Source organism: Muribacter muris (genome assembly GCF_001038205.1).
Taxonomy (GTDB): domain Bacteria; phylum Pseudomonadota; class Gammaproteobacteria; order Enterobacterales; family Pasteurellaceae; genus Muribacter; species Muribacter muris.
Window position 1 is genome coordinate 1 of record NZ_JWIZ01000056.1, and the last position, 24419, is coordinate 24419.

At 45.9% G+C, this 24419-nt stretch carries 21 protein-coding genes; 6 read left to right on the plus strand and 15 right to left on the minus strand.

Annotation, left to right across the window (positions count from 1 at the left end; all coding sequences use genetic code 11):
* Positions 1 to 139 precede the first annotated feature (139 nt).
* The 3 genes from thrB to RO21_RS12900 form a co-directional block, all read right to left on the minus strand.
* On the minus strand, positions 140 to 1090 hold the full coding sequence (gene thrB, locus RO21_RS08630; protein ID WP_047977388.1) for a homoserine kinase: 951 nt from the start codon (positions 1088 to 1090) through the stop codon (positions 140 to 142).
* Complete coding sequence (gene thrA / locus RO21_RS08635) at positions 1090 to 3546, minus strand: bifunctional aspartate kinase/homoserine dehydrogenase I (protein WP_047977389.1); 2457 nt, start codon at positions 3544 to 3546, stop codon at positions 1090 to 1092. The genes thrB and thrA overlap by 1 nt, the downstream gene beginning before the upstream one ends.
* Positions 3547 to 3634: 88 nt before the next feature.
* Positions 3635 to 3790 carry a hypothetical protein gene (locus RO21_RS12900; protein WP_157019713.1) on the minus strand — a complete coding sequence of 52 codons (156 nt, stop codon included), beginning with the start codon at positions 3788 to 3790 and terminating at the stop codon, positions 3635 to 3637.
* A 442-nt stretch (positions 3791 to 4232) separates the two neighbouring features.
* Here RO21_RS12900 and sodA point away from each other — a divergent pair, with 442 nt between their 5' ends.
* Positions 4233 to 4874 (plus strand): superoxide dismutase [Mn], encoded by a 642-nt coding sequence (gene sodA / locus RO21_RS08640; RefSeq protein WP_047977390.1) that lies wholly within the window; start codon positions 4233 to 4235, stop codon positions 4872 to 4874.
* A gap of 54 nt (positions 4875 to 4928) precedes the next feature.
* Here the strand turns inward: sodA and yacG are convergent, their stop codons facing one another.
* From yacG to RO21_RS08670, 6 genes are read right to left on the minus strand one after another with little or no spacing between them, the layout of a single operon-like run.
* On the minus strand, positions 4929 to 5108 hold the full coding sequence (gene yacG / locus RO21_RS08645; RefSeq protein WP_047977391.1) for a DNA gyrase inhibitor YacG: 180 nt from the start codon (positions 5106 to 5108) through the stop codon (positions 4929 to 4931).
* A 1-nt stretch (position 5109) separates the two neighbouring features.
* On the minus strand, positions 5110 to 5730 hold the full coding sequence (gene coaE, locus RO21_RS08650; protein ID WP_047977392.1) for a dephospho-CoA kinase: 621 nt from the start codon (positions 5728 to 5730) through the stop codon (positions 5110 to 5112).
* Between the two features lie 21 nt (positions 5731 to 5751).
* A complete protein-coding gene (locus RO21_RS08655; protein ID WP_047977393.1) occupies positions 5752 to 6426 on the minus strand; it encodes a prepilin peptidase in 675 nt (224 codons plus the stop codon).
* Positions 6423 to 7619, minus strand: a complete 1197-nt coding sequence (locus RO21_RS08660; protein ID WP_047977394.1) for a type II secretion system F family protein — start codon at positions 7617 to 7619, stop codon at positions 6423 to 6425. The genes RO21_RS08655 and RO21_RS08660 overlap by 4 nt, the downstream gene beginning before the upstream one ends.
* A complete protein-coding gene (locus RO21_RS08665; RefSeq protein WP_047977395.1) occupies positions 7612 to 9003 on the minus strand; it encodes a GspE/PulE family protein in 1392 nt (463 codons plus the stop codon). Before RO21_RS08665 ends, RO21_RS08660 begins: the two co-directional genes overlap by 8 nt.
* 22 nt (positions 9004 to 9025) lie before the next feature.
* Positions 9026 to 9457 carry a prepilin-type N-terminal cleavage/methylation domain-containing protein gene (locus tag RO21_RS08670; RefSeq protein ID WP_157019719.1) on the minus strand — a complete coding sequence of 144 codons (432 nt, stop codon included), beginning with the start codon at positions 9455 to 9457 and terminating at the stop codon, positions 9026 to 9028.
* A 186-nt stretch (positions 9458 to 9643) separates the two neighbouring features.
* Between RO21_RS08670 and radA the strand changes: the two genes are divergently transcribed.
* On the plus strand, positions 9644 to 11020 hold the full coding sequence (gene radA, locus RO21_RS08675) for a DNA repair protein RadA (RefSeq protein ID WP_047977397.1): 1377 nt from the start codon (positions 9644 to 9646) through the stop codon (positions 11018 to 11020).
* A 240-nt stretch (positions 11021 to 11260) separates the two neighbouring features.
* Here radA and ppc read toward each other — a convergent pair whose 3' ends face one another.
* From ppc to RO21_RS08695, 4 genes are all read right to left on the minus strand, one after another.
* A complete protein-coding gene (gene ppc, locus RO21_RS08680; protein ID WP_047977398.1) occupies positions 11261 to 13900 on the minus strand; it encodes a phosphoenolpyruvate carboxylase in 2640 nt (879 codons plus the stop codon).
* 185 nt (positions 13901 to 14085) lie between these two features.
* Positions 14086 to 15183, minus strand: a complete 1098-nt coding sequence (gene apbC / locus RO21_RS08685) for an iron-sulfur cluster carrier protein ApbC (RefSeq protein ID WP_047977399.1) — start codon at positions 15181 to 15183, stop codon at positions 14086 to 14088.
* Position 15184: 1 nt separating this feature from the next.
* A complete protein-coding gene (locus tag RO21_RS08690) occupies positions 15185 to 16720 on the minus strand; it encodes a peptide ABC transporter substrate-binding protein (RefSeq protein ID WP_047977400.1) in 1536 nt (511 codons plus the stop codon).
* A 1-nt stretch (position 16721) separates the two neighbouring features.
* Positions 16722 to 17375: a YchE family NAAT transporter gene (locus tag RO21_RS08695; protein ID WP_047977401.1), complete on the minus strand. Its 654-nt coding sequence runs from the start codon at positions 17373 to 17375 to the stop codon at positions 16722 to 16724.
* Between the two features lie 125 nt (positions 17376 to 17500).
* Here RO21_RS08695 and rsuA point away from each other — a divergent pair, with 125 nt between their 5' ends.
* The 4 genes from rsuA (at position 17501) to leuD (ending at position 21791) form a co-directional block, all read left to right on the plus strand.
* On the plus strand, positions 17501 to 18199 hold the full coding sequence (gene rsuA, locus RO21_RS08700) for a 16S rRNA pseudouridine(516) synthase RsuA (RefSeq protein WP_047977402.1): 699 nt from the start codon (positions 17501 to 17503) through the stop codon (positions 18197 to 18199).
* Positions 18192 to 19391: a Bcr/CflA family multidrug efflux MFS transporter gene (locus RO21_RS08705; protein WP_047977403.1), complete on the plus strand. Its 1200-nt coding sequence runs from the start codon at positions 18192 to 18194 to the stop codon at positions 19389 to 19391. Before rsuA ends, RO21_RS08705 begins: the two co-directional genes overlap by 8 nt.
* Before the next feature lie 375 nt (positions 19392 to 19766).
* The gene (gene leuC / locus RO21_RS08710) at positions 19767 to 21179 is read left to right on the plus strand and encodes a 3-isopropylmalate dehydratase large subunit (RefSeq protein ID WP_047977404.1); all 1413 of its coding nucleotides are present in this window, start codon (positions 19767 to 19769) and stop codon (positions 21177 to 21179) included.
* Positions 21180 to 21188: 9 nt separating this feature from the next.
* Positions 21189 to 21791: a 3-isopropylmalate dehydratase small subunit gene (gene leuD, locus RO21_RS08715; protein ID WP_047977405.1), complete on the plus strand. Its 603-nt coding sequence runs from the start codon at positions 21189 to 21191 to the stop codon at positions 21789 to 21791.
* A gap of 68 nt (positions 21792 to 21859) precedes the next feature.
* Here the strand turns inward: leuD and RO21_RS12190 are convergent, their stop codons facing one another.
* Both RO21_RS12190 and ushA read right to left on the minus strand, forming a co-directional pair.
* Entirely contained in the window at positions 21860 to 22591 is a 732-nt protein-coding gene (locus tag RO21_RS12190) for a transferrin-binding protein-like solute binding protein (RefSeq protein WP_053067754.1), read from the minus strand.
* 145 nt (positions 22592 to 22736) lie between these two features.
* Entirely contained in the window at positions 22737 to 24383 is a 1647-nt protein-coding gene (gene ushA / locus RO21_RS08725) for a bifunctional UDP-sugar hydrolase/5'-nucleotidase UshA (protein WP_047977406.1), read from the minus strand.
* Positions 24384 to 24419: the final 36 nt, after the last annotated feature.

Sequence of the window (24419 nt, forward strand, 5' to 3'; positions counted from 1 at the left end):
AAAACAAATTATTTCAATAGGTTAAAATCCGGACACACGCAGTGTGTCCCTACAAGCAAACAAAAAACAACTTTGTGCAACGGCTACATAATATTGGCATAATGTAAAAAAGCGGTCGTAACCGACCGCTTGTCTCGCTTTATTTGATGGCTCTCGCCCCTTGATTATCGACCTGACAAATGTGGATAAAACCTTCATTGTTTTGCAGATAATGGGTTTCCAAGTAGGTAACGAGTTTTTGGGCGTGTTCCAAATCCGGTGCAATCGCATACATTGTCGGGCCGGAGCCGGAAATTCCCACTGCTAATGCGCCCAAATCTTTACAGCCTTGACGCACTTCGGGGAAGTTCGGCAACAATGCTTCACGGTACGGCTCGGCAACCAAATCTTTCATCATCAATGCCGCCAGTTGTGCCTGTTGGGAATGGCAAGCGTGAACGAAGCTGCCGAGGTAGCGGGCTTGGGCGATCACCTCTTGGCGAGTATAGCTTTTCGGCAAAATCGCCCGCGCTTCGGCGGTGGAAACTTCAATGCCCGGATAAGCCAATACCCAGTACCATTCATCAAAAAACGGTAACGGTTGGCAGATATTGCCCAAAGATTGCACCATCAGTTGCACGCCGCCCAAGTAGCACGGTGCAACGTTATCGTAGTGAATTGAGCCGGAAATTCTGCCTTCCAATTCGCCCATCATTTCCAACAATTCCGTTTTTGAAAACGGGGTGTCGTGGAATTGGTTTAATGCGACTAAGGCTGCCACAATCGAGCAGGCACTTGAGCCAAGCCCTGAACCGATCGGCATATTTTTTTCAAGGGTGAGGCGGAGGTGTTTAACCTGTCCGCCCCGCAATTTCAAGCGTTCGCTAAACAGAACATAGGCTTGATAAACAATGTTTTTTTGCGGTTCTTTCGGCAGTTTACGTACGAAATAACCGGCGGTATCAAGCTGAAACGGCGTATCGCTCTCTTCAATTTGCACCACATCACCGAGCAACGAGCCGTCAATCGGTGAAATGGCTGCCCCAAGGGAGTCGAACCCAACACTTAAATTAGCACTGGAGGCGGGAGCGTAAATGCGTAAGGTTGTCATTAGTTTGCTCCTCCGTGCAAGGTGCGTAAAATATCGGCAAAAATACCGGCTGCGGTAACATCATTACCTGCGCCGTAACCCCGTAATAAGAGCGGAATCGGGCTGTAATAGCGGGTGTAGAACGCGAGGGCGTTTTCGCCGTTTTTCACTTTGAAAAGCGGATCATCACTGCCGACTGCTTGGATTGCGACACGGCATTTGCCGTTTTCGATCACGCCGACATAGCGTAATGTGTTGCCGCAAGCGGTGGCTTGTGCCACTTTTTCTGCAAACTCGGCGTCCAATTCCGGTAGCATCGCTAAAAATTCATCGGTAGTTTTGCCCTCGGAGAAGCCTTTTGGCAAGACGCCTTCGACCTCAATATCTGCCAATTCTAAGGCTAAACCGCATTCACGGGCGAGGATCAGCAACTTGCGGGCAACGTCTTGACCGGATAAATCATCACGGGGATCAGGCTCGGTAAAGCCTTTTTCTTTGGCAAGTTTGGTGGCTTCCGATAAGCTCAATCCTTCTTCGAGTTTGCCGAAAATGTAGGAAAGCGAGCCGGATAAAATTCCCTCAAACTTTTCGACCTCATCGCCGGCGGCTAACAGGTTTTGTAGATTTTCGATCACCGGTAAGCCTGCGCCGACATTGGTTTCGTATAGGAATTTATGCTGACTTTGGCGAGCATTTTCCCGCATTAGTTGATAGTAGGCATAGCTAGAAGTATTTGCTTTTTTGTTCGGGGTAACAACGTGGAAGCCCTCTTTTAACGCCCGTGCGTAAAGATTTGCCACGGATTGAGCGGTCGTGCAATCCACAAACACCGGATTGACAACGTGGTGCAGTTTGATGAATGACAATAGCACATCAAAATCGGATGGCTGGGTGGCATTCTCTAAATCGCTTTTCCAATTATCCAAATTTAAACCGTTAGCGTTGAGCAACATTTTGTTGGAATTGGCTAAGGCGCAAACACGAATTTCAATGTCCTTTTGGGAGAGATAGTCCTTTTGTTGTTTGATTTGCTCGATCAACTCGCCCCCAACACCGCCTACGCCTACAAGAAAAATATCGACCACCTTTTTGTTATTAAAGAGTGTTTGGTGGGTCGCTTTCACTGCTTCGATCGCTTTGTTTAACGGCACAACCGCCGAAATAGAGCGCTCGGACGAGCCTTGTGCAATCGCTACAATGCTGATATTAGCTTGTGCCAATGCGGAGAAGAACTGGGCGGCAATGCCTTTGGCGGTGCGCATACCGTCTCCCACCACCGACACAATTGAGAGATCTTTCATTACCTCAATCGGATCGAGCAAGTTATCCTGCAATTCTTGGGCAAATTCAGCATTTAATGCGGCAAGGGCTTTGTCCGCCGATTTCACCGGTACGCAGAAACTGATGCTGTACTCGGACGAAGATTGGGTAATCAAAATCACCGAAATACCCGCTTTTGACATTGTGGAGAACACACGAGCCGCCATTCCGACCATTCCCTGCATACCTGCGCCGGACACATTAAACATCGCCACATTATCAAGGTTGGTAATGCCTTTCACTTTGAGATCATCACTGGCAACATTGCCGTCAATGATCGTGCCTTTGCCGTCCGGATTGCCGGTATTTTTGATTAAGCACGGAATATTGAGCGGCACGAGCGGGCCGATAGTGCGAGGGTGAATTACTTTTGCCCCGAAGAACGACAGTTCCATCGCTTCTTGGTAGCTCATTGATTCTAAACAGATGGCGTCAGGCACAAGACGGGGATCGCAGGTATAAACGCCGTCCACGTCCGTCCAAATTTCACAACAATCCGCTTTTAAACAGGCGGCAAGACAAGCGGCGGAATAATCCGAGCCGTTACGCCCTAATAGCACCAATTCGCCCTGTTCGTTACCGGCGGTAAAGCCCGCCATTAGCACCACATTTTGTTTTGGAATGGCTTGTGCGTCCACTCGTTTGGTTGATTCGGCAATGTCCACGGACGATTCGAGATAACTGCCCTGTGCGAGTAATTTTTCCACCGGATTGATATGGGTTACCGTATAGCCTTTTGCTTCAAACCACGCCTGCATCATAGCAATCGAGATCTTTTCCCCACGGCTATGCACGGTGGCACTGATATTATCCGGACAAAATTGATTTTTCGCTGCGTTCGCTGCAATCGCACAAATGTCATCGAGTTCGGTTTGAATAAAGGCGGCTAATCCCTCACGATCAAATTTCGGGTTCGCTTGATGTAATCCGTTGATAATATTGTTGAAAATGTCATTTGCTTCGCTAAGGTGGGTGTCAAAGGGTTCGCCGGCTTGGGCTTTATCGACAATGGCGACAAGGTGGTTAGTGATTTTGGCGGGAGCGGAAAGTACACCGGCGGCTTGGTCGCTCAAATGGGCTTTCTCGATAATCTCCGCTGCCTGCATAAAGCGTTCTGCATTGGCGAGAGAGGTGCCTCCAAATTTTAAAACTCGCATAGGTTCTCCTAAATATCAGTTAATGTTTGCAAAAAAAGCGATAAAAAAACCCGCTTGTTGAGCGGGTTTTGTGTGTCGGTGCTGATTTTTAGCCACGAACGCCCGCATTATGCTTGCCGATAATGGTCATAATCGTGGTCGTAAGGGTAAAAATCATCATATTCAATTCGCTTGCAATGTCGCATAAAAAACGAGTGAGAGAATGGGCGAAAACGATTGCTTTGTCAAGGGGATTTTTTATCATTGTCCAGCTCTAATTCAATCCGCTCAATTTCTTGAATGAGTTGCTGTTTGGTTTCAGCAAAATAGTCGTCCCAATCGGCAATGTTATCAATGGTTTGATATTCTTCGCTCTCTTTAATCGCAAAGATTTCCGCTTCCAGTTGGCTGATTTTGGCTGGAAAGGGCGGGGAGTGTACGGTTGTCTGTCATTGTTGTTATCTTTTTTAGATGGAATACAAGCGGGCAGATTATAGCAAAAATTTGCAAAGAGATTGCAGGGAAAATGGGCTTTTTAACCGAGCAAAGCGTTCCTATCTTTCACAACCGCGAGGCTAGATAGTGTTTTTTGTTTTAGATCAAAAAATCATATCGCCACTGACTATTTTTTGCTAAAATAGCCTTGAGTTTTCACTCAACATTTTTTAAATATCACTGTAATTACCTATCATTTTGAGGATTTAAAAATGGCATACACACTCCCTGAATTAGGCTACGCCTATGATGCGTTAGAACCGCACTTTGATGCGAAAACAATGGAAATCCACCATTCTAAACATCACCAAGCCTATATTAACAATGCCAATGCGGCGTTAGAAGCGCATCCGGAATTACTTGAACAATGCCCGGGTAAATTGATTTCAAACTTAGCACAAGTGCCGGAAGAAAAGCGTATGGCGGTGCGTAACAATGTGGGTGGACACGTTAATCACACATTATTCTGGAAAGGCTTAAAAACCGGCACAACCTTAGGCGGTGCGTTAAAAGAGGCTATTGAGCGTGATTTTGGTTCTGTGGAAGCGTTCCAAGCGGAATTTGAAAAAGCGGCAACTACTCGTTTTGGTTCGGGCTGGGCGTGGCTAGTAGCAAATGAAGGCAAATTAGCGGTGGTTTCAACCGCAAATCAAGATTCGCCGTTAATGGGCAAAGCGATTGCCGGTGTGGAAGGCTACCCGATTTTAGGCTTAGACGTGTGGGAACACGCTTACTACTTAAACTACCAAAACCGCCGCCCAGACTACATTAAATCATTCTGGAACGTGGTGAACTGGGACGAAGCAAGCCGCCGTTTTGAAGAAAAAGTGGCAACCTGCGGCTGTGCGAAGTAATCGTTGGTTCGGTAAGATATGAAGAAAATGGCACGTTTGGCGTGCCATTTTTGTTTAGTCTAGCTCGGCGGACATTACGTCATTTTCACTTTCATTGCCGGCAATGCGGTTTTTTTCTGCTGCCCAGTCGCCTAAATCAATGATTTGGCAACGTTTGCTGCAAAACGGGCGAAACTCGCTTCCCGGCGACCAAATCACCTCTTTTTCACAGGTCGGGCAATTTACTATCGTCATTTTAATGTTCCTTTTGTTGCGCTAACTGTTGATAGCGTTGATGAAGTTGCTGTACTTGTTGGCGAAGATGCTCACTATTTTGTATGAGCGGGAGATTATTCTCAATCACATCATCAGCATAGGCAAGGCGTGTGGGGCGCTCCACCTGCGAGGCGATAATGTTTTTAATGGTGTCAGCGTTGCTTTGATCCCGTTGAACCGCCCGTTCAAGCTGGATTTCAGGCAAGACATCAATGACTAATACCCGATCACAAAAATCCGTGAGCCGATTTTCAATCAATAGCGGTACTACCCACAATACATAGGGTGCTTGGATTTGTTCAAACTGTGCCAACATTTCTTGGCGGATCGCTGGGTGAAGTAAGTTATTCAGCCACTGTTTGTCCTGATCGGAATGGAAAATACGTTGGCGAAGAGCAGCACGATTTAGCTCGCCCTGCTCGGTTAAAATCGTTTTGCCGAATTTCGCCGCAATTTTATCCAATAATGGTGAACCTTTCTCAACCACTTGGCGAGCGACAATATCAGCATCAATCAGAGGCACGCCCAGTTGCTGAAACATTTCGGCAATGGTGCTTTTGCCGCTGCCGATCCCGCCGGTTAAGCCGATAATATAGGGCATAATCATCCTTAATATCAGAGTCTAGGGTGGAATTTTATCAATAAAGAGTAAAAAAGTCGAAGCACTAATAAAGGGGATAAAAGGCAAGCGAGCGATTTTTTGTTTTTTTATCAACCAATATAAGCCGGAAAAGAATAAGCCTAGTAATGAGGCATATAAAATCAGCCGTAGCATTTGATCTAATTCAAACAGTGGAGATAAGGCGATAAAAAGTAAAATATCGCCCAAGCCTAAACCGGATTTTTTTAAAATTAAATTCACAAGCGGTATGATAACGGCAAAAAATAGCGAAATAATAAAAAAGCTGAAAAGATGAGGATATATATCTTTACTTGTTTCAAATAATAAATGGTAAATTATGAGTAGAAAAATAATAGCAATATATTTAATGTCGGTAAGATAATAATAGTAATCTAATTGCGCAAGATAAATGAGGATAAATAAAATAAAGAGTAAAGGATGAGATAGTGAATAAAAAATAAAGAGGGCAATAGGAAGTGTGAGAAAAAAGAGATTATTTAAAGATGACTTTTTAGGCTGTAAATTAGATTGCTTAATAAACGCATTAATATCGAGATTAAGCGGATAGAGCATTTTAATATCATTGTAACTCTGTTGATTCGTTTTAATCGGAAATGCGGTAATTTCATATTTAAACCAATAAGCAAGTAGTAATGAAATGAATAAAAGGATCATTCAACCATTGCTCCCATATCAAAAATCGGCAAATAAAGCCCGATAATAATTGTACCGACAATGATGCCCATTATAATCATTAGCATCGGTTCTAGTAATTGAGATAGCATATCAATTTGATAATCTAATTTTTGTTGATAATTCTCGCTAATATGAGCCAGCATTTGACTTAAATGACCGCTTTGTTCACCGATAGCAATCATCTGTATCACTTCATTATTGAATATAGCAGGATTTAAACTTTCAGCTAGGCGATAACCTTGTTTGAGTTGTATCAGGCAATATGCTAAGTTTTGCTGTAAAATTGGATCGCTTTGTTTATCTGCGATAAAGGAATGAATAATAGCATCTAATCGGATAGATGAATTTAACATTAAAACACTATTTTGACAGAAAAAGATAATGCGGGAATAGGTTATAATTTGGTTAAAAACGGGTAAATGAGATAATAGCTTAAATTTTAATGAGCGAATAATAGTGGTTTTCTTTGCAAGCAAATAAAATATGAATAAAAGAATACCGATAATAATTAAAAGGGTTAAGAATTGTGTTTGTAAAATTTGTGATAAATTAAATAGGATCTCAGTAATCAGCGGGAGTGAGAGATTTTTATCGCTGTAAAGTTCGGCAAATTGTGGAACAATAAAGATAAGTAATAAAATCGACAATATAAGTGAAATTGCTAAAATAAAAGCAGGATAAAATAAAATCTTTTTAACTTTTTGCGCTAATTTATCCGATTTGGCACGGGAGTGGGCTAGATTTGTGAGAATGGTGGTTAGTTTTCCACTTTGTTCGCCTATTTTTATGAGTTGAATTTCTTGTGGTGAGAGATATAGGGCTTGTTTTTCAAGAGCAGCAGAAAAGGAAAAGCCGCTTTCAATCGTAGTAATCAGCTGTGTTAGCCATTGGTGGATTTTTATGTTTTGGCTATTCTCTAACAAGATATTCAGGCTTTGCTTTAGAGGCACAGCGGCATTGAGTAGTAACGCCAGTTGCTGCACAGTTTGGGTGATCTCCGCAGCCTTTGGTTTATGAGCTAACACAAAATTACGGCTGATACGAACCCGTTGAAATCCTTGACTGAGTAGGCGTTTTTCAAGCATTTCTCCGCTTTCGGCTAAGGTTTTTCCTGTTTGCTTTTGTTGAAAGCGATTGACCGCTCGCCAACGGAATTGATAGATCTTAGGCATAACCAAGCACCCGCTCTATTTCTTTTGTATCCGTCAGTTTTTGTTCAACCTTTTGGTTGGCGCTTTCCAGTAAGGTTGGGTAATCTAAGCAAGCGGTCTGTTTGTCAAAAGTATTTGCAACACGGCTTAGGCATTGATAAATCCCGATCCTGCCTTTATAGCCTTGATGGCATTCCCCACAGCCTTGCCCTGCACATTTGGGACAATGTTTTCTAACTAGCCTTTGTGCAATGACTAGCAATAGGGCATTGCGGATTTCGTACTCTTTTATTCCGAGTTGGTAGAGGCGTTCAATCGCTGACGGCGCATCGTTAGTGTGCAGGGTGGACAGCACCAAATGTCCCGTTTGTGCGGCTCGCAGAGCGATTTGCGCACTATCTTCATCTCGGATTTCGCCGAGCATAATGACATCAGGATCTTGGCGTAAGAAAGTGCGTAGCAGTTGGCTGAAATCCAGTTGGATAGCCCGATTGACTTGGGTTTGAATCAGCCCATCTATTTCCATTTCTATCGGATCTTCCGCGGTTAGAATATGCTTGTCCGTTTGGTTGAGATAATTGAGAGCCGTGTACAGTGTAATGCTTTTGCCGCTGCCTGTCGGGCCAGTAACCAGGATAAGCCCTTGCGGCTGGGATAAATTTTTGATTAGTACTTCTTTTTGGGTGAGGGTAAAGCCGAGATCGAGAAAATCAAATTGTGCCGGTTTATTTTTCTGCAAGCGTAAAACCACTTTTTCTCCGTAGTTAATCGGCAAGGTGGATAGGCGAAAATCAAGGGTTTCGGCAAGCGCGGTAGTAAAGCTGAATTGTCCGTCTTGCGGTAAGCGGGATTCACTAATATCTAATTTGGCAAGCAATTTAAGCCGTGAAATAATCCGAGGAGCAAGGTGTGATGGCAATGCTTTATAAATATGCAGTACGCCGTCAATACGCAGTCGGATAATCAGCTTGGTTTTATGGGGTTCGATGTGAATATCGGATGCATTCTGACCTAAACAAAATTTGAACAAATTATCCAGTAATTGAATAATCGGATCGCTTAAATTTAAGGCTGAATCTTGCGGTTGCTGCTCGGTGTAACAAATATCTGTGGCGTTTGCCTGTATGTGCTGCTCAGGGGAAAGGGCATTGAGCAAGTATTTCAATTCATCGGACGCAACAAGAATCGGTTCGATCTGCTTATGGGTCATAAAGGCGAAAATTTCGCAAGCATTCAAATTATTTTCATCATCAATGGCTAACCAAATTTTGTCTGCCGTTTCCTGCACGGGAATAGCAAGATAACGCAGCAACAGATGCTTCTCATCACAATTTTTTTGCCATAAGGCTTCCGAAATTTCGAATACCCGTTGCGTATTCAGCTCACAAAGTGAATAGTTAGCCATATATTGTCCTATTAGTGAGTGCTTATTGGCAGAAATTGCTTGGGTAGAGGGAGGTATCCTCGCCACGACAACTGGTTGTCCAACTGATGTTATTGTTGGCAAAGCGAGGTGTCATTGTATAGCCGTAGCCCTCAATACTGCCTTTTCCTTCAACCGTGATGACACCGGCGGAAACCGCAACGGATTTCAGATATTTTGTATCGTCATTGGCGGCTTTTGCCGCTTGAATACCATTGCTGCCGGACGAGCAATCGGCAACAGCCCCTTTGTTATAGATACAAATTTCCACATCGGATTTATAAGGCGAAGAAGCCCGTAATATTTCCGTTAATGCGGCTTTTTGGGTGTAGCTATTGTAAGAGGGGATCGCAATCGTTGCGAGAATAGCGATGATCGCAATGACGATCATCAATTCAATCAAGGTAAAGGCGGGGGTTAATGGCTTGTATCTCATTTTTATGTTCTCCTTTTTGGGTTGGCATTAAAACAATATAACGGCATATCAGTGTGGCGATTTATTCGGAAAAAGCGATAGCCAAACTGAAATTTTACGATCGCTGTCGTAAAAATAAGATTTTTACCTGTTCAAATAGACAGTGTTTTGTTAAGATATGGCGATTTTTATGTGAGTGAGGTGAAAATGGCGAAAGCACCTAAAACTGCTTATGTGTGTAGCGATTGTGGCGCAGAATATGCGAAATGGCAGGGGCAGTGCCGAGCCTGTCTGGCGTGGAATACCATTAGCGAAGTGCGATTGATTTCGGCTAAAGAGAGTAAAGGCGATCGTTTTAGCGGCTATGCGGGGGAGACAAGCGGTAAGATCCAGAAACTTTCTGACATTGATCTGCAGGAAGTGCCGCGTTTTTCGAGCGGTTTTAATGAATTGGATCGGGTGCTGGGCGGCGGCGTTGTACCGGGGAGTGCGATTTTAATCGGCGGACACCCCGGCGCAGGCAAGAGTACCTTATTGTTACAGGTAATGTGCGGTTTAGCCGAGCATTTACCCACCCTCTATGTTACGGGAGAAGAATCGTTACAGCAGGTCGCAATGCGGGCGAACCGTTTAGGTTTACCCACAGATAATCTTAAGATGTTATCGGAAACCTCCGTTGAGCATATCTGTAATCTGGCGGATCAGGAAAAGCCGAAGTTGATTGTGATTGACTCCATTCAGGTGATGCACTTATCGGATATTCAATCCTCACCGGGCAGTGTTGCACAGGTGCGTGAATGTGCCTCGTTTCTGACTCGCTATGCGAAAACCCGCCAAGTAGCCATTATTATGGTAGGGCACGTTACCAAAGACGGTACTTTGGCAGGGCCTAAAGTATTGGAACATGCCATTGATGCTTCATTGTTACTTGAAGGTGAAGCGGATTCCCGTTACCGCACGTTGCGTAGTCAGAAAAATCGATTCGGTGCGGTAAATGAACTGGGGGTATTTGCAATGACAGAGCAAGGATTAAGGGAAGTGAAAAACCCGTCCGCTATTTTTTTGAGCCGTAGCGAAGAACAAACTTCCGGCAGCTCGGTGATGGTTATTTGGGAAGGGACGCGTCCGTTATTGGTGGAAATTCAAGCCTTGGTGGATCACTCAATGTTAGCGAATCCACGCCGCGTTGCGGTGGGGTTAGAGCAAAACCGATTATCGCTGCTGTTAGCGGTGTTGCACCGCCACGGTGGTTTACAGATGTCCGACCAAGATGTGTTTGTCAATGTGGTCGGCGGGGTAAAAGTAACCGAAACCAGTGCCGATTTGGCATTACTGCTTGCGTTGATTTCCAGCTTCCGCAATCGTCCGCTGCCGCAGGATTTAGTCGTATTTGGAGAGGTCGGATTAGCGGGAGAAATTCGTCCCGTACCCAGCGGGCAAGAACGGATCAGCGAGGCAGCAAAACACGGTTTCAAGCGAGCGATTGTACCGCACGGTAATATGCCGAAAAAAGCGATTAAAGGAATGTCAGTCTTTACCGTGAAAAAGCTCAGTGATGCGTTAGAGATTATTAGCGATTTTTAAGATTGTAAAATTGTGGGGCTGTCGTAAACGTAAAAGGCAACGATGTTGATGCAAGTGCAGGGAAATTATCCGGCTTCCGTTTAATTCTTCTTGAAGTCATTTAATGTAATGGCGGACAAGGGAATATTTTGCAATATAGGAGATCAATGGATACTACCGCAACATAATGCTAAGAACGTCACAAAACAGACCGCTTGCAGTTCCATACAAGCGGTCTGTTTATCGCTATTTTTTACAATCTTAGCCGGTGTTACGCATTCCCGCTGCAATGCCGGTAATGGTGATCATCAGTGCCTGTTCAAGAGCGGGATTTGGATTATCCCCTTGGTCCCGCAACCGATGTAGCAATTCCACTTGCAGTAGGTTGAGCGGATCGGTGTAAACATTACGCAGTGCAATAGACTCGGCAATCCAAGGCAAGTCTGCCATTAACTGACCCTCGTGAGCAAGGGATAACACTGTTTGAATATCCGCTTGTAACTGCTGGCGTAATCTCTGCCCTAAAGGGTGCAGTTCACTCGGTACAAGGCGTTGATCGTAGTGCTCCGCCAGCCATAAATCCGCCTTGCTGAACACCATTTCCAGCATTCCGATACGGGTTGAGAAAAACGGCCACTGCTCGCACATTGTGTTGAGCAAATCTTGATTGCCTTGTTCAATCAAGCTGCGTAACGCTGAACCTGCCCCAAGCCAAGCGGGGAGCATTAGGCGGTTTTGCATCCAAGCGAAAATCCACGGAATCGCACGCAAACTCTCCACCCCGCCATTCGGATTGCGTTTTGCCGGGCGAGAGCCGAGTGGTAATTTAGATAGTTCCTGCTCCGGTGTCGCTGCACGGAAATAAGGCACGAAATCCGGTTCGCCTCGTACAATGCCACGGTAAATCCGGCAGGAAATATCCGCGGCACTGTCCATTATTTGCCGCCAGCTTTGTTGTGGCTCCGGTGGTGGGAAGAGGTTGGCTTCTAAAACGGCACTCGCATATAAATCCAAACTTTCAACAGCAACCGCCGGTAAACCTAATTTAAAGCGGATCATTTCACCTTGCTCTGTTACCCGTAGCCCGTTTTTGAGCGAGCGAGGCGGTTGAGAGAGGAGTGCGGCGTGTGCCGGTGCACCGCCCCGTCCGATTGTACCGCCCCGACCGTGAAAGAGAGTGAGCTCCACCTGATATTTTTCGCATAGATTGACTAGCGCTTCTTGCGCCCGATATTGCGCCCACGAAGCAGCCAACATTCCGGCATCTTTGGCGGAGTCGGAATAGCCGATCATCACCATTTGGCGATTGCGGATAACGCCGCGATACCAACCGATATTAAACAGATCGGTCATCACTTTTTCGCAATGATCGAGATCGTCTAAGGTTTCAAATAGCGGGGCAACGGGAATTGTGGTGGTGCAGCCGGCTTCTTTTAAGAGTAAATGCACGGCTAACACATCCGAAGCCTCCCGTGCCATTGAGATCACATAAGCGGAAATCACCCCTTCAGGTTGCTCTGCCACTACTTTACAGGTGTCAAGCACCTCTTGGGTTTCGGGGCTTGGTGTCCAATTATGCGGAACAAGCGGTCGGCGGGAGCTGAGTTCTCGTACTAAAAAGGCTTGCTTGTCCGCCTCTGTCCATTGGGCATAATCGCCCAAACCGATATAGCGGGTAATCTCGGCAATTGCCGTTTCGTGCCGTGTGCTTTCTTGGCGAATATCCAAACGGGATAAGCCCAAGCCAAAACAGCGGATGCGGCGTAGGCAATCCAGTAATGCACCGTTGGCGATAATGCGCATTCCGCATTGACGAAGCGATTGGTAGCAGTCGTAAAGCGGCTCCCAAAGTTGCTCGTCTTGAGACAAAATATCGTTAGAGCTAATCGTCAGCGGTTTCCCTTCTAATAATTCGCTATAATAGGCGACCGTTTTGCTCAATTTTGTGCGTAATTGTTTGACGACGAAACGGTAAGGCTCTAAGTGATCGCCGTATTTTTCACGGAATGCCGGGGTGCAATTTACCACAGAGAGTTCATCGGCGAGCAGCTTGATGTCTTCTAAAAACAGTTCGGCGGCTTTCCAGCGTTTCATTCGCAACACTTGGCGGGTAGTTTGGGCGGTAACAAACGGGTTGCCATCACGGTCGCCGCCCATCCAAGAGGAAAAACGCACGGGCGCAAGGGCTACGTCGTGTTGCACGCCAAAGTGTTTTTCTAGGTAGAAATTGAGCTGGCGGCAGAAATCCGGTACGGCTTTCCAAAGACTGTTTTCAATCACCGCCATTCCCCATTTGGCTTCGTCCACCGGTGTCGGGCGTTGGGTGCGGATTTCATTCGTATGCCACGCTAATGCAATTAGCTGCATTAGGCGACGTTTTAATTTGGTACTTTCCGCTTCGGTTAAATCATCGTGTTCCAAGCGACTTAAACAGCGGTTGATCTCAACGTGTTTATGCACTAAGGAACGGCGGGTAACTTCGGTCGGGTGGGCGGTCAGTACGAGATCGATCAGCAATTTTTCCACAGTGTCGATCACCTTTTCCGCCGGCACATTTTGGGCTTTTAAGCGCTCAAAGAGTGCGCCCATTGAACGTTCGCCGGAGGCAAGGTTGTTCGTGTGGCGGGAAATGGTTTGATATTGTTCGGCGATGTTGGTTAAATTTAAAAATTGGCTGAAAGCACGGGCAACGGGAATCACGTTTTCGGTGGAAATATTGGCGAGCATATCCAACAGCCGCTCTCGGGCAGTTTCATCGCCGGCACGGGAGGCACGGGATAAAACCCGAATATTTTCAATCAGTTCTAAAATCTCACTCCCTTGGGCATCTCGGATGGTTTCGCCCAAAAAGTCCCCTAACATATGAATATTGCTACGCATTGATTCATAAACTTGGCTCATAAAGCTCCCCTTAAATCAATAAATATTAACGGGATATAGATATACCGAAAAAGTCGGGAAATAGCAATGTAGATTTAGTTTTTTTAATGAAATAAATTAGAAAAAGTTATGCAAATATAAACAACAAGCGGTCGGATATGACGGATTTTTGACAAAAACACAACAAATCCGACCGCTTGTTCGGCTTATTTCACCTTTCGGATCATAATTTCAGACGGAATGACGCTGCCTTGCCAATAAAGCTCGGCGGCGATTTTGGCGGCGAGTTGTGCATAGGCTTGGCTGATCTCGTGAGTCGGGTCGGCAACGACAGTCGGCGTGCCGTTATCCAAATCTTCACGCAAGCGGATATGCAACGGCATTTGCCCTAATACTTGAGTGTGATATTTTTCGGCGACTTTTTCCGCTCCGCCTGTGCCGAATAGTGGCTCGTGATGTCCGCAATTTGCACAGATATGCATACTCATATTTTCAATAATGCCCAGTACCGGCACGGAGACACGTTGGAACATCGAGATACCTTTGATCGCATCAAGCAAGGCAATATCCTGCGGAGTCGTAACGACTATTGCGCCGGTAACCGGAATTTGCTGGGAGAGCGTCAGTTGGATATCGCCCGTGCCCGGCGGCATATCGACCACTAAATAATCCAGATCCGGCCACCACGTTTCTTGCAGCAGTTGGCTCAGGGCGCTGCTTGCCATCGGGCCTCGCCAAATAGTGGCGTTGTCCGGCTCCATTAAATAGCCGATCGAGTTAGAGTAGATACCGTGGGCTTCAATCGGGGTTATATGCTGATTATCCGGCGAGGTTGGGCGTTGATCGGTTGCCCCCAGCATATGCGGAACAGATGGGCCGTAAATATCGGCGTCTAAAATACCGACTCTTGCCCCCTGCGCTTTTAATGCCAGTGCGAGATTGACCGCCGTAGTTGATTTGCCGACTCCACCTTTGCCGGAGGTTACCGCAATAATGTTCTTCACACCATTGACTGCCGGGTGATTATTGGCACGTTTTAAGGTGGCGATTTGGTAGTGAATAATCCATTTCACCGAGTCGGCTTGAGCGAGTTGTTTCAGCGGTTCGGTTAAGGCGGCTTGTAGCTGTTCAAACCCGCTTTGCCACGCAAACGGCATTGTGAACTCAAGGCGTAACACGCCGCCGCCGAGCTCGGCTTTTTTCAGCGCATTGAGGGAGATTAAATCCTGTTGTAAGGTCGGGTGTTGAAAATGGCGGAGCAGCGTTTTGATCTGCTCAAACTGTTCTGGAGTAAGAAGGTTCATTTTACTTTCCTTTTGTTCGGTATAAATCTTTGCTGTAAATCACTTCGCTGGCATTTTCAGGCAAAACGCCTTGAATATCGTTGGCAATCCACATTTTTCGTTGATATTGAAACAGCGGCAAAATGGCAATGTCATTGTCGAGTTGTGCCACAATCGCCTCAATATATTGCTGACGTTGAGCGACTGAGAGCGGTTTTTCGGCTAACTCGCTGAGGTAGCGATCGACCGTTTCATTGGCATAGCCGCTTTTATTGTCAGGACTTTGGGAATGAAATGCCGTTAAAAAGAGCATCGGATCGGCGTAATCGGCACACCAACCGCTGCGAATAAATTGAAAGGCTTTGGCGTTACGTTTTGCAAGCAAATCACGCCAATCGACCGCTTGTAGCTGTACTCTCAGCAGATCGGAGCGTCCCAAAATACCGGCGATACGTTGTGCAATGGCTTCGTGGTTGCCTTGTGCATCGTAGGTGAGCGTAAATTTCAACGGCTGCTGCGGTGTTAAGCCTAACTGGCTGAAAAGATGTTCCGCACTGACGGTAGAGAGCTGCCGATCTTGCACGGTTTGCATTGTGCGGGGTAGCACGGAATGATTAGGCAAGCCAACGCCACGGCTGACCTCCGCAGAGGAAATCATCGCTCGCACCGCTTGGCGTACGGTTTTATTGCTAAACATCGGATCGGCAAAATTAAATTCATAGAAATAGGTACAAAGGCGGGGAAGCGTTCTCGCCTCGCCTTGATAGTGTGGCAGGAGATTTTCCACGATATCAAACTGTTGCGGGTTTTGCTTACTGGTAATCAGTTGGTATGCCACCTGCTGAAAGGGCAGATCTTGGCGATTTGCCTGTAAAATAAGAGTTTGCGGGCGGTGTTCTAGCAGATGATAATCACCATTGCTGATAAAGTCGCCGTTTTCTGCCGGTTTCAGCCCGCGATAAGTTGGCAAGAGGGCGGAATGCGCTAACATTTGAGGGAGTTGCGTGTTGGCTTTACGCAGCCGAATTTGTAAGGTGTGCGGATTTAATGCCTGTACGCCGAGTGCACTGGGAGGCAAGTCGCCTTGGCTGATTTCTTTGGCATTTTGAACGCCCATATAGATGAGATAGGGCGCAAGCGGCGATTTTTGAGCTGGATCGGCAAGCCGTTGCCAACTGGCGACAAAATCCTGCGCGGTAACCGGTTCGCCATTTGACCAAGTTGCTTGTTCGTCCAATATAAAGAGCCAATTTTGTTGGTCATCGCTGAATTGTTGTTTCGCCAGCACAGGCACGGCTTGTCCTTTTGGATCGAACGCCCATAAGCCCACCAGTAAATCCCGTAGCGGTGCGGCATCGGCAGACACTTTAGCGAAATGCGGATCGAGTTGCAGATACGCTGAGTAGATTGCCCGTTTGAGCCGTGGCGGCGAGGGGCTTTGGCTCTTCTCTGCCGGGACTGTTTGCGGATCGCAGCCGGTAAGCAGCCATAAACAAGCGGTGAGTTTGGCATATTTTTTCACAAAAGCGACCGCTTGAGCGTACCAATATCCCATCATTTTAATGTATCGCCGTTAAACCGGGGAATAAATTGCTCAATCCGGCGACAATAATTTCAATGCCGAGTGCCATTAGGATTAAGCCCATAATCCGAGTTACGATGTTAGTGCCGGTTTTGCCGAGCCGTTTGATCAGTGGGGCGGAAAAGCGAAACAGAACATAACAAATCAGGGCGAAAGCGATAATCGCGATACTAAAGCCGAGATAGTCGATCCAGTGATTGTAGCGAGTGCCCCACACGATCGTTGAACCTATCGCCCCAGGGCCTGCCATAATCGGCATTGCAAGAGGAACAACGGCGATGTTGTCGTATTCGGACACATCAGCATTTTTTTCTTCTTTATTCTGTTTATGCTCGCCCAGTTTGCCGCTGATCATCGTCATTGCGATGCTGACGATCAAAAAACCGCCGGCAACCCGGAAAGAGTTGAGGGAGATGCTGAAAGCATCAAGGATAATTTTCCCAAAATAGAGGCTGACTAACAGAATCACACCGATGGAAACGGCGGTGATCAGGCTGGTTTTATTACGATCTGCTTCGTATTGATGGTTGGTCATACTGAAGAAGATCGGCAACGTGCCGAACGGATTGACAATCGCAAATAAGCCGATGAAAAACTGTAAGTAAATGGCGATGTTGATAACGGTATCCACGCAGCCCCCCAAAAAATCAAAATTGCCGAGTATTATAATCAGGAATAGCGGAAAAGGCTTGCAAAAATTTACCTCGGTCAGTCTAATCTTTTATAATGCCGTTTTTATTGCGTGGAGAGCATATAATGCGTTTAGATAAATTTATTGCGGAACAAACCGGCTTAACCCGTTCCCAAGCGGGCAAAGCCTTGCGTGCCGGTGCGGTGGCGGTGAATGGCGAGATTGAAAAAAACAGTGCGAGAAAGATCTCACAAGCCGATGAGATTGTATTTGAGGGGCAGCGACTTGACTGGCTGAACGAAGGGGTGTATGTTATGCTACATAAACCCCAACATTGTGTCTGTTCACACGATGACGGGGATTATCCCAGTGTCTTCCAATTTTTCGACTATCCCCTTAGCACTAAATTACACTGTGCAGGGCGTTTAGATGCCGACACCACAGGTTTAGTTCTCTTAACTGATGACGGACAATGGTCTCACCGTATTACATCACCCAAGCACCATTGTGAAAAAACGTATCTCGTTACCCTTGCCGATCCGGTCGAAGCCTTTTACAGCACAAAGCTGGCGGAAGGGCTGCTGCTACGGGGTGAAAAAACGCTGACTAAACCTGCCAAGCTCGAAATTCTTGATGATTACAATGTCAATTTAACCATTAGCGAAGGGCGCTATCACCAAGTCAAACGAATGTTTGCCGCATTGGGCAATAAGGTGGTGGCTTTGCACCGCTGGCGGATTGGTAATGTGGTGTTGGACGAAACGTTAGAGGAAGGCGAGTTTAGAATGTTAACTGAAAAAGAGATAGCATATTTTTATGAATAAACCCGTTAGATTAAATGGCTTTTTTGTCATTATTTTAGGCTTACTATCAATGCTGCCGCCGTTGGCGATTGATATGTATTTACCCTCTTTCCTTGATATTGCACGGGATCTGAATGTGTCCCAAGAAAAAGTGCAAACCACCCTTGCTCTGTTTACCCTTGGTTTTGCATTAGGGCAACTGTTTTGGGGGCCGGTTGCCGATAGCTTCGGGCGTAAACCGATTATTTTAATCGGGATTGCAGGCGGGGCGATAATGGCATTCTTTCTCACCAAAGTAATGGATATCGGGCATTTTTACCTTATCCGCTTTGTTCAAGGCTTATTTGGAGCTGCGCCCGCAGTGGTGTTAGGGGCATTGGTGCGGGATCTGTTTGAACGTAACCGATTTGCACGAATGATGTCCACCATTATGATCATCTCAATGGTTGCCCCGCTGATTGCACCGATTATGGGCGGCTACATCGCCAAATGGTTTCACTGGCATTCCATTTTTTATACCTTAATGGCAATGGGGATATTATGTACCGTATTGGTAATGTGGCAAATCCCCGAAACCCTTAAAGTTGAAAAGCGTGTGCCGCTGCATTTCGGTAAGGTGTTGAAAAATTTTCAGGGGCTGATTGCCCATCGAGCAACGCTCGGCTATGTATTGGTCGGCGGATTGTCCTTTGCTGGTCTGTTCTGCTTTTTGACCTCCGGCTCGATTGTCTATATCGGCTTATTTGGCGTCTCACCGGAGCATTTTGGTTATTTCTTCGTGATGAATATCGGTGTTTTGATCGTGATGACCTTTATTAACGGGCGATTGGTTACCAAAATCGGCTCGGAAAATATGTTACGCATTGGCTTAATTTTGCAATTACTGGCGGGCGTATGGTTAGCGATTTCAGCGACATTTTCCTTCGGCTTGTGGGCAATGGCTATCGGCGTTGCAGTGTTTGTCGGTATGGTGTCTACTATCGGCAGTAACGCTTCGGCAGCAATTTTAGACCGTTATCCGCAAATGGCGGGGACGGCGAATGCGCTTGCCGGCACGGCTCGTTTCGGGGTTGGCTCTTTAGTGGGGGCGGGCTTGTCCCATATCCCGTTGAGCAGCGAGCGACCAATGCTTTATGCAATGGCGCTTTGTACCCTCGCGTCTTTTGTCTGCTACTATTTTCTCTGCTGCAGCACCCATTCCGAGCAAGCCTAATCTGCTCAACAAGCGGGGCGTTTGGGGCAAATTCAGCTAAATGAACATCGTAGTGTTAAAAATTTGTTCAAATCGTTCCGCATTTTAATAAAAAAGTGCCATTTTAGAAAAAACCTTGTAATCAGACAGGCGCAAGATATGCTTGCTGATAAATAGTGCTTATTTAGCATAAAATGTTGATGAGTGGTCTAAATTAAGCCTTTTTTGCCTATCTGATAGAAGAAAAATATAAAAAAAGCGTAAAAATAGCATTTTACAATTAAATTGGCAGCAGTTATATTCTCTCACAACGATTGCAAGCGGTCAGATTTGCACATTTCTTTGCACATCGCCCCGCTTGTTGTTTTCCTCATTATTGATTGAGTTGGAATTATTATGGCAAGCAAGACCCTTTACCAAAAATTATTTGATGCCCACGTTGTTCACGAGGCAGCGGGGGAAACCCCGATTATTTATATCAACCGTCATCTTATTCACGAAGTAACCAGCCCCCAAGCCTTTGACGGACTGCGGGTTGCCAATCGCCAAGTCCGCCAAGTCGGTAAAACTTTCGGCACGATGGATCACAGTATCTCCACACAGGTGCGTGATGTGCAAAAATTAGCGGGTCAGGCTAAAATTCAAGTGCTTGAGTTAGACAAAAACTGCAAAGCGAACGGCATTTCATTGTTTGATATGAATACCAAAGAGCAGGGCATTGTACACGTTATGGGGCCGGAGCAAGGCTTGACTTTGCCGGGAATGACGATTGTATGCGGCGATTCTCATACCGCGACCCACGGCGCATTTGGTGCTTTGGCGTTCGGTATCGGGACTTCCGAAGTGGAACACGTTCTTGCCACCCAAACCCTTAAACAAGCCCGTGCCAAAAGTATGAAAATTGAGGTGCGAGGCAAGGTTGCACCGGGGATTACCGCAAAAGATATTATGTTAGCCATCATCGGCAAAACCACAATGGCAGGCGGTACGGGACACGTTGTTGAATTTTGTGGCGAAGCGATCCGTGATTTGTCGATGGAAGGGCGTATGACCGTGTGCAATATGGCGATTGAAATGGGCGCAAAAGCTGGCTTGATTGCACCGGACGAAACAACCTTTGCCTATCTAAAAGGTCGCCCGCACGCGCCTAAAGGTAAAGATTGGGACGAGGCGGTCGCCTATTGGAAAACCTTGCATACGGACGAAGGGGCTGAGTTTGATACGGTCGTAACTTTAGAGGCTAAAGATATTTCACCGCAGGTAACGTGGGGAACGAATCCGGGGCAGGTAATCGGCATCGATCAACGTATTCCTAATCCGGCACAGATGAGCGATCCTGTTGCGCGAGCTTCGGCGGAAAAAGCCTTAGCGTATATCGGCTTAGACGCAGAAACGGATCTAAAAACCATTCCGGTGGATCAAGTGTTTATCGGCTCTTGCACTAATTCCCGCATTGAAGATTTGCGAGCAGCGGCGGCGGTGATGAAAGGACGCAAAGTGGCACAAAATGTCAAACGGGTGTTGGTCGTGCCGGGATCGGGTTTGGTAAAAGAGCAAGCGGAAAAAGAGGGATTGGATAAAATCTTCATTGAAGCGGGAGCTGAGTGGCGTAATCCGGGCTGCTCAATGTGCTTGGGAATGAATGATGACCGTTTGGGCGAGTGGGAGCGTTGTGCTTCAACCAGTAACCGTAATTTTGAAGGTCGTCAAGGGCGTAACGGACGCACGCACCTTGTGAGTCCGGCAATGGCGGCAGCGGCGGCAGTATTTGGTAAATTTGTGGATATTCGTCAGGTTTCATTGAACTAAGGAGAAAAAATGGCAGGTTTTAAACAACTTTCAGGGCTGGTTGTGCCACTTGATGCAGCCAATGTGGACACCGATGCAATCATTCCTAAACAATTTTTGCAAGCGATTACACGGGTCGGCTTTGGCAAACACCTTTTCCACGAATGGCGTTATCTCGATGTGGAGGGCACTCAACCTAATCCCGATTTCGTACTCAATTACCCGCAATATCAAGGGTCGACAATTTTATTGGCTCGCAAGAATTTAGGTTGCGGTTCTTCCCGTGAACACGCGCCGTGGGCATTGGCGGATTACGGTTTTAAAGCAATGATTGCCCCGAGTTTTGCCGATATTTTCTACAATAACAGCTTAAATAACCATATGCTACCGGTACGCCTCACCGAAGAGGAAGTGGAGGAACTGTTCCAATGGGTATGGGCAAATGAAGGCAAGCAGATCGAAATTGATTTAGAAACCCAAACAGTGAAAGCGGGCGAAAAACTGTATCATTTTGAAATTGACGAGTTCCGCCGCCACTGCTTGTTAAACGGTTTAGATAATATCGGCTTAACCTTACAACACGAAGCGAAAATCGCAGAGTACGAGCGTAATATCCCGGCGTTTTTACGTTAAGTCATTTCATAAAAAAAACGCATAACCAATTGTTGGTTATGCGTTTTAGTTTTTTGATTTTTAGTGTATTATTGAGCTTGACCTGCGAATGCCCCTACACGCTCATTGGTTTTATATATACCGCCGATTTCTTTTGCATTTTCACCGAAGAAACCACCTTTCACTTGAGTGGCTGCGCCGTTTTCGGAAGCAAATTTATTGCCGTCAATTTTGGCATTAAGTTTAATATCATTAGTCAGTGTGCCGGATAAGGTTTTATCCGCGAAGTTAGCTGTGATCTTACCGTGAGCTATACCAAAGTCACTCATAGTTGCACTATTTGTTTTAACGTTATAGGTAACAACTCCGGTCGGAAGTTGTGAGACATCCGTTGCTTTACCGTTTACGAAAGCAAATACATCGCTACTGCGCATAATTCCAACGGTAACATTTGGAGAGCTTGTATAAACACTGATATCGCTAGAACCACGCTTTCCACCTACGAAAAAGTCGAAGCCTTCTGTTTTCCAACCATTGACACTTGCACCACCAATATTTGCAAGATCAATTGTTTGACCATTGATAGTTAATTGATGGATATTATTTGTATCTTTAAACTCAATATTTCCTTTGCTGCTTAGACTGTAGAAAGGGCTCGCTGTATTTTGATTTTGAACACCTTTGTTCGGGGTTTCTTGATTAACACTTGGTTTCGGGGTGTTCGCTTTCGGTGCAGCATCATTTGAAGATGAGCCACCACTACTACTGCCGCAAGCAGAAAGTAAAACTGCACAAGCAAGAATAGAGAGTTGTTTTTTCATATGAAGATCTCCTGTGTCTTAACATTACACCGCTGAATAAGCTAAGCGGCGATGATAATTTACTCGGTTTTAATTTAAATTTCAATTTTTTTAAAATGCGGTCGGATTTGTTAATTTTTAGGCAAATCCGACCGCTTGTACTTGATTATTTGAAGATAATGTCTTGTTTCGGATCGAATTTTGAGGCATCGATCGGGGAGTTTTCTTCAAAATAGGCTTTAAGCATTTCCGCATCAATAAAGCCGGTATTGACATAGCTTGGGTGCTTTTTCAATACAGGGTAGCCATCGCCGCCGGCTGCGCAGTAATCCGGCACGGACAGTTTATATTTTTTGTTTAAATCAAGGGCTTTGCCGCCGATTTTTACATCGGAGACTTGTTTGGCGGTGCGATCGACCACCATTGATACGCCGGCAAATTGCGGGTATGCCCCCATATCAACATCTTTTAAAGCGACTACATTTAAGTAATCCAACAATTCTTGACCGGTGAGATCAACTGTCGCAATCATATTGCCGAATGGCTGGACGGTGAGGAGATCTTTGTAAGTAACATTACCTTCAAGGATTGAGGTGCGGATACCGCCGGAATTCATCACCGCCAAATCCGCTTTTACCCGCTCCATTTGCGACTGGGCAATCAAGCGGCCTAAGTTGGTTTGGTGGAAGCGGATAACATCACGTTCTCCCTCTAATTTGCCACCTTTTACTTCGCCGACTTTCACGCCAAGTAATTTGTCGCCTTCGTCTTGGTATTTTTTGAGATGCTCAAACACCGCTTTATCTTCGGCAATTTCCGATTGATAGAGTTTATATTCGGATTTGCCGTCAGCAAGTTTCACTTTCTGTTTTAAGTTAATCGGGATTAACTGATAATTCACCAATTTGGTTTCGCCGTTTTTAAATTCAAAGTCGGCACGACCTAAGTATTTACCCCATTCGCCCGCTTGTACAATCCAAGTGCCGTTTTGGAAATCCGGTTTACAGGTATCGCCGGGGGTATATTTTGCTTTTAAGCCTGTCCCTTCATCGTTTAAACAGACTGTGTCGTGAGTATGACCGCCAACGATCAAATCAAACGCACCTTTTTCGAGGTTGCGAGCCATTGTTACATCGCCCGGTGCATTCATTCCGTGCTTGCCGTCAAAATAGTAGCCCATATGGGTTAGTGCAATGCGAACGTCCGGCTTCTCTTTTTCGTTTACTTCGGCAAGGGTTTGTTTTGCCGCTTCAATCGGGTTGTTAAAAATCACATTGCCGGTAACCTCCGGATTACCGAGTTTTGCCGTATCTTCCGTGGTTAAACCGACCACGGCAATTTTCAAGCCGCCTTTGTTAAATACGGCATAAGGTTTGATTAGCGGTTTGTCGGTTTTTTTGTTGATGACATTAGCGGATAAGAACGGAAAGTTTGCCCATTGCTCTTGCATTGCAAGCACTTGTAGCGGGGAGTCAAACTCGTGATTACCCAGTGCCAGCGTTTCAAAGCCGAGCATATTCATTCCTTCAATATCCGGACGGGCGTTTTGCATATCGGATTCCGGTGTACCGGTGTTGTAGTCGCCGGCGTGAAGTAACAACACTTCGCCCCCTTTGGCAGCGACCTCTTTACGCACAGCGTCAATCGCCGTTTTTTGTGCGGCAAAACCGTATTCGCTTTTATCGTTTTTCCAGAAATGACCGTGTGTATCATTGACGTGTAACACGGTAAATTGGTAGGTTTTATCCGTTTCGTATGCCATTGCCGTGGCAGAGAGCAAAGCAACGGAGAGCAGGGTTTTCTTAAATTTCATAGCAAGTACCTTTGTGTGATGAAAGGGAATATTCCC

Coding starts and splice junctions, on each gene's coding strand:
- thrB (WP_047977388.1), bottom strand. CDS start 1,090: ATGACAACCTTACGCATTTACGCTCCCGCCTCCAGTGCTAATTTAAGT.
- thrA (WP_047977389.1), bottom strand. CDS start 3,546: ATGCGAGTTTTAAAATTTGGAGGCACCTCTCTCGCCAATGCAGAACGC.
- RO21_RS12900 (WP_157019713.1), bottom strand. CDS start 3,790: ATGATAAAAAATCCCCTTGACAAAGCAATCGTTTTCGCCCATTCTCTC.
- sodA (WP_047977390.1), top strand. CDS start 4,233: ATGGCATACACACTCCCTGAATTAGGCTACGCCTATGATGCGTTAGAA.
- yacG (WP_047977391.1), bottom strand. CDS start 5,108: ATGACGATAGTAAATTGCCCGACCTGTGAAAAAGAGGTGATTTGGTCG.
- coaE (WP_047977392.1), bottom strand. CDS start 5,730: ATGCCCTATATTATCGGCTTAACCGGCGGGATCGGCAGCGGCAAAAGC.
- RO21_RS08655 (WP_047977393.1), bottom strand. CDS start 6,426: ATGATCCTTTTATTCATTTCATTACTACTTGCTTATTGGTTTAAATAT.
- RO21_RS08660 (WP_047977394.1), bottom strand. CDS start 7,619: ATGCCTAAGATCTATCAATTCCGTTGGCGAGCGGTCAATCGCTTTCAA.
- RO21_RS08665 (WP_047977395.1), bottom strand. CDS start 9,003: ATGGCTAACTATTCACTTTGTGAGCTGAATACGCAACGGGTATTCGAA.
- RO21_RS08670 (WP_157019719.1), bottom strand. CDS start 9,457: ATGAGATACAAGCCATTAACCCCCGCCTTTACCTTGATTGAATTGATG.
- radA (WP_047977397.1), top strand. CDS start 9,644: ATGGCGAAAGCACCTAAAACTGCTTATGTGTGTAGCGATTGTGGCGCA.
- ppc (WP_047977398.1), bottom strand. CDS start 13,900: ATGAGCCAAGTTTATGAATCAATGCGTAGCAATATTCATATGTTAGGG.
- apbC (WP_047977399.1), bottom strand. CDS start 15,183: ATGAACCTTCTTACTCCAGAACAGTTTGAGCAGATCAAAACGCTGCTC.
- RO21_RS08690 (WP_047977400.1), bottom strand. CDS start 16,720: ATGATGGGATATTGGTACGCTCAAGCGGTCGCTTTTGTGAAAAAATAT.
- rsuA (WP_047977402.1), top strand. CDS start 17,501: ATGCGTTTAGATAAATTTATTGCGGAACAAACCGGCTTAACCCGTTCC.
- RO21_RS08705 (WP_047977403.1), top strand. CDS start 18,192: ATGAATAAACCCGTTAGATTAAATGGCTTTTTTGTCATTATTTTAGGC.
- leuC (WP_047977404.1), top strand. CDS start 19,767: ATGGCAAGCAAGACCCTTTACCAAAAATTATTTGATGCCCACGTTGTT.
- leuD (WP_047977405.1), top strand. CDS start 21,189: ATGGCAGGTTTTAAACAACTTTCAGGGCTGGTTGTGCCACTTGATGCA.
- RO21_RS12190 (WP_053067754.1), bottom strand. CDS start 22,591: ATGAAAAAACAACTCTCTATTCTTGCTTGTGCAGTTTTACTTTCTGCT.
- ushA (WP_047977406.1), bottom strand. CDS start 24,383: ATGAAATTTAAGAAAACCCTGCTCTCCGTTGCTTTGCTCTCTGCCACG.